Raw genomic sequence first — 6,102 nt, forward strand, 5'->3', positions numbered from 1 at the left:
AAAATAAAATTCAGCCTGGATTGCCAGCAAATCCGGTTGTTGTTGACCTGGGTACGGGGCCTGCAACATTTATAAAAAATCTTGTCACCAAATATCCGGATATCAACGCTTATGGCGTTGAGTGTGCGCCATACATGCTCGAGGCAGTAGGCGAATTACCAGCCAATGCTCACATCATTGAGGCGGATTTACCGGATCCGCAGTTATCGTTTGACAATAATACAGTGGATGCGATTATTGCTTCTGTAGTAGTACATGAAATGCATCAGCCCATACGAATGTTTAAGGAAATGTATCGCATTCTGAAACCAGGAGCGAAGTTTTACATTTTCGACTGGGTGCGTGTACCGTTGCAGACGTACTTGAGAAAAATGGAGCGTGATCCCTTTGCTGACAATATCTCCCTGGAGGATCAGGAAGATTTGTTTATCCATTTTATTGAACACAACCGTTTTACTCTGGACGACCTGGTGTTCATGTTACAGAATACCGGGTTTAAAATTATCGAGAAGGCATTACAGAATGAAGATCAGCATGCCTGGCTGTTGCTAGAAAAACCAGAATAATAGTTTAAGCTAAATTTATGGATCTATTACAAGCAATCGCATTGGCCTTATTGCAGGGCTTAACGGAATTCCTGCCTATTTCCAGTTCGGCACATTTAATCCTGTTGCCACAAATGGTCGACGGCTGGAAAGACCAGGGTTTGGCATTTGACGTTGCGGTGCACGTAGGTACATTAAGCGCGGTATTGCTCTATTTTCGACATGAAGTGACGGAGATGGCGGTTGACTGGACAATGTCACTGAAGTCGCGTCAACAGACCATGAACAGCAGGTTGGCATGGGCAGTTCTGTTTGGCACGATCCCGGTGGGCCTGGCGGGCTTATTGTTCAAAGATTTTATTGAAATGAATCTGCGATCTCCCACAGTGATCGCCATTGCGACCGTAGTGTTCGGTTTGTTGTTATGGTGGGCTGATGTTGCCGGCAAACGTCACCGTGATGAATACACAATTAGTATTCTGGACGTGATTGTTATTGGATGTGCTCAGGCACTGGCGTTGATTCCCGGGACTTCCCGTTCCGGTGCCACTATTACTGCAGGCTTATTGTTAGGTCTAACCCGAGAAGGGGCGGCGCGTTTTTCATTTCTGTTATCGATCCCGGTTATTTCCCTGTCAGGTGCACTGGTGACGCTGGATCTTATCAAGGAGGGTGTGCCGGTCGAATGGTCAATGATGATTATTGGTACCGTACTGGCAGGCGTAACGGCGTATATGTGCATTCATTTTTTTCTAAAGCTGTTAGAACGAATTGGCATGCTGCCCTTTGTTATTTATCGCCTGGCATTAGGTGCGCTGCTGTTTTATATGTTTGGATTTACCCTTTAGCCAGGTCATTTTTCGTTCGCCCTGGCTCTTTCACGCTCCTTTTTCTTTATCGGGCTTGGGTGTTTCTGAACGATAAAAATGATTGGCTGACGATTATGTTTAAATGCATTTATCATTACCATCTTGTTGATGATCATGCCATTGCTTTCTATCATGCCAACAATTTTCGGGATGTTCCATAGCCAGCCAGCCTGATAAAAAATAGTGGCGCCAGGCTTCATATAATTATTTACTTCACGGAAAAAACGTTCATGGACCTCCCATAGTCCTTTACTTTTTTCATTGTAGGGGTAATCAATATTAAAAATGATGGCATCAAACTTTTCGCCTTCTTTTACCGGGCCAAACAGATCACCCTGACGGCTATCAATGATGTGTGAAAGATCGTGAAATTTTGCATTGTATGCCGTGTCATCGACGGCGTCCTGATTCAGATCAGTGGCGACAACCTTGCTGGCTTTTTCTGCCGCAAATACTGCTTGTATACCCGCACCAGTTCCTATGTCTAACACCTCATCACCCTCGTTGATCACGGTATGTTCCAGGAGAAAGATACTCTGGATGGACGGCACTACCGTTGTCTTGGTGATGAAAAATTCTTTGCCGTTGGCAATTACTTTATACTGGCTGGGATTATTTAACTGATAACCATAATAAACCAGTTCCAGGCTGCCAGGATGTTCGATAACATTGCGAAACCCCGTTGATTGTGAGCAGCCGGTTAAAGTGATAATAGCCAGGCAAGTCCAGAGTGTTTTGCGATATTTCATAGGTTTTGCTCGATGGTTATATTGATCGGTACTTGAGTGATTGAGTTGCATATAATATGTTGTATTAAAACATTTGCCTAGTGTAAATCATGATCGCAATTATTCAGAACATCAGGATTAAAGGTAATAAACGAACACTTATTCCACGCGTGGGTGAATAAAGTGTGCAAATTAAGGATCAGTAAGTAGGGCGGTGAGGATCAAGTTACGGACGCGATATACTTACATATAGTAGGCGGCTTAGCGGCACTGGGATCGGCTTTTTGCTGGGCGATTGCTGCAGTGCTGTTCCAGCAACTGGGTGAACAACGCGTCTCGGCAGTGGCCATGAACCTTTTTAAAGGTATCGTGGCGATTATATGCATCGGGTTGATATTGCTTCCTTTTGGAATTGCTGAGGTGTCGAAGGATGCCTTTTTACTGCTGGCGCTAAGTGGACTGGTTGGCATATGCCTGGGCGATACCCTGTATTTTATGACCATCAAACGCCTGGGTTCCCGTTTAACGCTGCTGGTTGGGAGTTTGATTCCCGTAGTAACCGCTTTGATCGCCGTGGCAATGTTAGGGGAACGTATAAGCGTTAGTGCGGGTATCGGGTTGTTGCTGACGATTGTGGGTGTGAGTTATGTGCTATGGGAGCGGACGTTAGTAAAAACTGAATTTACCCAGTGGCGTCTGGGCCTGTTTCTGGGGTTATTGTTTGTTATTGCCAATGCCCTGGCAATAATATTTACCAAGGTTGGGGTGAAGGATATACCTGCCCTGGATGCGACATTAATCAGGACAATATGGGCAGTTTTCGGTCTATTTGCCTGGGGATTGGTGAGTCGATCGCTGCTGGACTGGACGCAACCGCTGCGCAATCCCAGAATACGTCATCGGCTGCTGGTTGCTTCCGTTATTGGGGCGTTTCTCGGGACCTGGCTGTCTGTGGCGGCATTAAAGTATACGCATGCTGCAGTTGCAGTAACGCTGAATTCAACCAGCCCGCTATTTGTGCTACCTTTAGCCATGGTTATGCTCAAGGAGCAAATAAGCTGGCGGGCAGTGAGCGGTGCGTTTGTGGCGATAATGGGTATCGCAGTCTATTTCTTTAGCCTGGACTGGTAACGGTTTATTATTGAAGGGTGTTATTAAAGCAAATCAAAACCCGGTAGGATTTAGCCAGGTTTCATTAGTATACCCATAAAACATGATCTAGATCATGTTGATGGATTGATATCGCACAATTATGATGTTGAGCTTATGCAGCGCTCAGCTATTCCAGTTTTCGCTTCACCTTGAAAAACGGTTGCCTGGTAAAATACAAATAGTATTCCGGGGCGCCAGTGTGGGATTTAGTCAATATAAAATACAGCAGTCCAACTTTATCTGGTTTTTACTAATAGTTTGGATCTTACTGCGCATAAAAAATTGAGGATCGAAAAATGAAATTATTGAAGTTTACTTCTGTGTTATTTGCGGTATTGCTCTTTGCCTCACATTCTGTGTTTGCTGGAGACAAGTTAGACGTGCCGGTTGGTATTTCACCGGTTATGAGCTCTGCGGCGATGTTTATCGCCAAGGAAAGGGGGTATTTCGAAGAGCAGGGTATTAATGTCATTATTAATCCCTTCAAGGCATCAGGTGCGAAGATGGTGCCGTTTCTGGCAACCGGTCAATTATTTGTTGGTGGCGGAAATATCAATGCCGGTATGTATAACGCTATCGCCAATGATATTCCCATTAAAATTGTTTCCGATAAAGGCACTGTTAGTCCGGGACATGGTTACCTGGCCCTGGTTGTTCGCAAGGATCATGTTGACAGTGGTCGTTATAAAAGTTTCAAAGATCTGAAAGGTATGAAGATGGCAGTCACGGCCAAAGGTGTCTCGCAGCAAATCGTGACTGAAATGTATCTGAAGAAAGTGGGATTGAGTCTCGATGATATCGAACTTAAATTCCTCGCCTACTCAGACATTAATATTGCGCTAGCCAATAAATCTATCGATGCATCGGTGCAAATCGAGCCCCTGGTTGCGGCAGCCGTTGATAAAGGTATCGCGGTACGAGTAGCCGGTGATGATGAGATCTATCCGAACCAGCAAAGTGCGGCAATTTTTTATTCGCCGGTATTTATGGAGAAACACCCGGAGCAGGCTAAAGGTTTTATGGTAGCTTATGTAAAAGGGCTGCGCGATTACAATGACGCGTTTGAAAAGAACAAGGGAAAGGATGACATTATTAAAATACTCACCAAGCACACCCGGATCAAAGACGCCGCGATTTATAATAAGGTAGTTCCTGTCGGTTTAAGCCCCGATGGCATGGTGAATATACTGAGCCTGAAACAGGATGCGCAGTGGTATAAAGATAAAGGCTACGTCAAAGCATTGCCAGATATTGATAACATTGTAGACCTGGGCTATGCAAAGAATGCGGTGAAAGTACTCGGACCGTATAAATAAATAACGCACTTTTATATATTGCAACACTTGCAAGTGGTAAAAATGAGCAAAGCCGTGAATTCTGACGCGGCTTTGTTGTTTTTATGATTGCAAAAACAGGGCCTGGAATACCCCGATTACTGGACAATGTCTATTTCTAATCATCCTCAAATCGCCTGTTTACAGTTAACGAAACGGTTTTCCAATAAAGGAGAGCCGCTTATTGCGTACGATAATATTAGCTTTCAGGTGGAGCCGCGTGAGTTTGTTTGTCTATTGGGGCCTAGCGGTTGCGGAAAAACCACCTTATTGCGAACCATCGCAGGGTTGGAAGCGCCAAGTGCTGGCGAGCTTTCAATTATATCTTTACAACAAAATACTCAGCCTGAAATTGGTATGGTGTTTCAGGAGCAGGGATTGTTTCCATGGATGACTGTCTACAACAACCTGGCATTTATTCTGGAAAACAGCCCCGGTGTGGCAAATCAGGATGTTCAACAGGTCGTTGATGAATTTCTTGCCAAGGTGGGCCTGGAAAAGTTTGCACAGTTTTATCCGCACCAGCTATCCGGTGGAATGAAACAACGAGTGAGTATCGCGCGGGGTTTCGCCACTCGACCGGAAATCCTGTTAATGGATGAGCCATTTGTGTTTCTGGATTTTCAGACTCGCCTGCATCTCCATTCGCTGTTGCTATCCCTCTGGCAGACTAATCAAAAAACGGTTTTATTTGTTACGCATGATATCGAAGAAGCCGTGTTATTGGCGGATAGAGTGATTGTTATGAGCGCCCGTCCGGGTACCATCAAGGAAATCATTAGTATTGATCTGGAGCGACCGCGTGACCTGTTTGCTATTCGCCAAAACAGCAATTATTTGGGATATGTTGAGTCGATTACTGAACTGTTAAAAGAAGAGATGCAGTTAGATGATGTTGAGTTATAAACATGATTGCCCCAGATAGTCATCGTAAACGACTACTGATCTATGCCATATCGCCTGCGATATTGTTTTTGGTGTGGGAATTATGTGCTCGTGTTGAATTGCTGGACCAGCGATTTTTTCCCGCGCCCAGTACAATCTTCTACCACCTGTTTTTTGTCAGTCCTGAAGAAGGGATAGTGACTGATGTTCTTTATAGTGTGTATCGTATTTTTGTCGGTTACATAATCGGTTGCACGCTGGGCGTGATGTTAGGCGTAGGAATGGGATTGTCTCATACGCTACGCATGATCTTTTATCCCTTAATTATTGTTACCTACCCAATACCCAAGATCGCCATATTACCCTTGATTATGCTAATTTTTGGTATTGGCGATTTATCAAAAATTGTGGTGGTGGCTATTGGTAGTTTTTTTCTGGTGTTGATGAACACTTTGCATGGCGTAGATAGCCTGGCGCAGATATATCACGATGTAGCCTCCGTGTATAAAATCAACCGGCGCAATTTTATATTCAGGATTGTTATTCCCGGCTCTCTGCCATCGATTTTTACCGGGCTAAAACTGGCGAT

General features: G+C 44.5%; 7 protein-coding genes. 6 read left to right on the forward strand and 1 reads right to left on the reverse strand.

Annotated elements, in window-relative coordinates:
* Together ACWVCM_RS14900 and ACWVCM_RS14905 are read left to right on the forward strand one after the other, a co-directional pair.
* On the forward strand, nucleotides 1–566 hold a 566-nt coding region (locus ACWVCM_RS14900), incomplete at its 5' end, for a class I SAM-dependent methyltransferase (RefSeq protein ID WP_455202555.1).
* A gap of 17 nt (nucleotides 567–583) precedes the next feature.
* On the forward strand, nucleotides 584–1,393 hold the full coding sequence (locus tag ACWVCM_RS14905) for an undecaprenyl-diphosphate phosphatase (protein WP_455202556.1): 810 nt from the start codon (nucleotides 584–586) through the stop codon (nucleotides 1,391–1,393).
* 5 nt (nucleotides 1,394–1,398) lie between these two features.
* Here ACWVCM_RS14905 and ACWVCM_RS14910 read toward each other — a convergent pair whose 3' ends face one another.
* Nucleotides 1,399–2,163, reverse strand: coding sequence for a methyltransferase (locus ACWVCM_RS14910; RefSeq protein WP_455202557.1), 765 nt, complete (start codon nucleotides 2,161–2,163; stop codon nucleotides 1,399–1,401).
* A 228-nt stretch (nucleotides 2,164–2,391) separates the two neighbouring features.
* Between ACWVCM_RS14910 and ACWVCM_RS14915 the strand changes: the two genes are divergently transcribed.
* The 4 genes from ACWVCM_RS14915 to ACWVCM_RS14930 all read left to right on the forward strand — a co-directional run.
* On the forward strand, nucleotides 2,392–3,273 hold the full coding sequence (locus ACWVCM_RS14915; protein ID WP_455202561.1) for a DMT family transporter: 882 nt from the start codon (nucleotides 2,392–2,394) through the stop codon (nucleotides 3,271–3,273).
* 317 nt (nucleotides 3,274–3,590) lie between these two features.
* Entirely contained in the window at nucleotides 3,591–4,610 is a 1,020-nt protein-coding gene (locus tag ACWVCM_RS14920; protein WP_455202558.1) for an ABC transporter substrate-binding protein, read from the forward strand.
* A gap of 126 nt (nucleotides 4,611–4,736) precedes the next feature.
* Complete coding sequence (locus ACWVCM_RS14925; RefSeq protein ID WP_455202559.1) at nucleotides 4,737–5,534, forward strand: ABC transporter ATP-binding protein; 798 nt, start codon at nucleotides 4,737–4,739, stop codon at nucleotides 5,532–5,534.
* Nucleotides 5,535–5,536: 2 nt separating this feature from the next.
* Nucleotides 5,537–6,102: ABC transporter permease (locus ACWVCM_RS14930; RefSeq protein ID WP_455202560.1), on the forward strand; the 566-nt coding region annotated here is incomplete at its 3' end.

This window comes from Kaarinaea lacus (assembly GCF_975902315.1).